This is a genomic window from Nocardioides oceani (assembly GCF_030412965.1).
GTDB classification, from domain to species: Bacteria; Actinomycetota; Actinomycetes; order Propionibacteriales; family Nocardioidaceae; genus Nocardioides; species Nocardioides oceani.
Genome location: NZ_JAUHJQ010000042.1, coordinates 1 through 1,427 on the forward strand (window position 1 = coordinate 1; position 1,427 = coordinate 1,427).

The 1,427-nt window shown below is 68.3% G+C and carries 1 protein-coding gene; it reads left to right on the plus strand.

The genetic code is table 11. The annotated features are described in order from the left end of the window. The first annotated feature begins 130 nt into the window (after nt 1-130). Entirely contained in the window at nt 131-1,378 is a 1,248-nt protein-coding gene (locus QWY28_RS23185; RefSeq protein WP_300955287.1) for an IS256 family transposase, read from the plus strand. Nucleotides 1,379-1,427 lie beyond the last annotated feature (49 nt).

Genomic DNA, 1,427 nt, shown 5'->3' on the forward strand with positions numbered 1-1,427 from the left:
AGTTGAGTCCCCGATAGTGGTGTAGCGCGGTCGCCAAGGTCGTCACCGGCGTGTACGGCAGACGAAGAAGCGGCCACCGCGTGATCCTTCGAGTGAACCTCTCACAGCACTCTCGAACGGAGTCATCACGATGACCGCACCACACATTGTCGACCCTGCACGCCTGCTTGGTGAAGCCCTCGCCGAGGCGAGTCCTGACCTGATGCGGCAGTTGCTGCAGACGATGATCAACGCGCTGCTCTCCGCGGACGCCGACGCCGTGGTCGGGGCCGAGTACGGCCGACCGACGCCGGGCCGGGTCGCGCAGCGCAACGGCTACCGCCACCGCGACTTGGACACCCGCGTCGGCACGATTGACGTCGCGATCCCCAAGCTGCGCAAGGGCAGCTACTTCCCCGAGTGGCTCCTCGAGCGCCGCAAGCGCGCCGAGGCGGCATTGATCACCGTCGTCGCGGACTGTTACCTCGCCGGGGTCAGCACCCGGCGCATGGACAAGCTAGTGAAGACCCTCGGCGTCGACTCGCTGAGCAAGTCCCAAGTCAGCAGGATGGCCGCCGAGCTCGACGAGCACGTCGAGCAGTTCCGCCACCGACCCCTCGACACCGCGGGCCCGTTCACCTTCCTCGCCGCCGACGCGCTCACCATGAAGGTTCGCGAAGGCGGCCGCGTCATCAACGCCGTGGTGCTGATCGCGACCGGCGTCAACGGCGACGGTCACCGCGAAGTGCTCGGCATGCGCGTGGCCACCAGCGAGACCGGCGCGGCGTGGAACGAGTTCTTCGCCGACCTTACAGCCCGCGGCCTGTCCGGAGTCCGGCTGGTCACCAGCGACGCCCACGCCGGCCTCGTCGAGGCCATCGCGGCCAACCTGCCCGGCGCAGCCTGGCAGCGATGCCGCACCCACTACGCCGCCAACCTCATGGCCGTCACGCCGAAGAGCATGTGGCCCGCGGTCAAGGCGATGCTGCACAGCGTCTACGACCAGCCCGACCGGCCCTCGGTGCACGCCCAGTTCGACCGGCTGCTCGACTACGTCGACGGCAAGCTGCCCGAGGTCCACGACCACCTCGACACCGCCCGCGCCGACATCCTCGCCTTCACCGGCTTCCCCAAGGACGTGTGGACCCAGATCTGGTCCAACAACCCCGCCGAGCGTCTCAACCGCGAGATCCGCCGCCGCACCGACGCTGTCGGGATCTTTCCCACCCGCGAGGCCATCGTGCGCCTGGTCGGCGCTGTTTTGGCCGAGCAGACCGACGAATGGGCCGAAGGCCGCCGCTACCTCGGACTCGAAGTCCTCGCCCGCTGCCGCGTCAACCTCGTCCCCGACACCAACACCGAGATCGGAGCTGATCAACTGCCCGCGCTGACCGCCTGACCCATCACGAAGGAGATCGCAGCGCTACACCACTCCACGGGACTTGACC

What these genes read in the sequence shown, in the direction of transcription:
- QWY28_RS23185 (WP_300955287.1), top strand. Translation starts at nt 131, where the DNA reads ATGACCGCACCACACATTGTCGACCCTGCACGCCTGCTTGGTGAAGCC.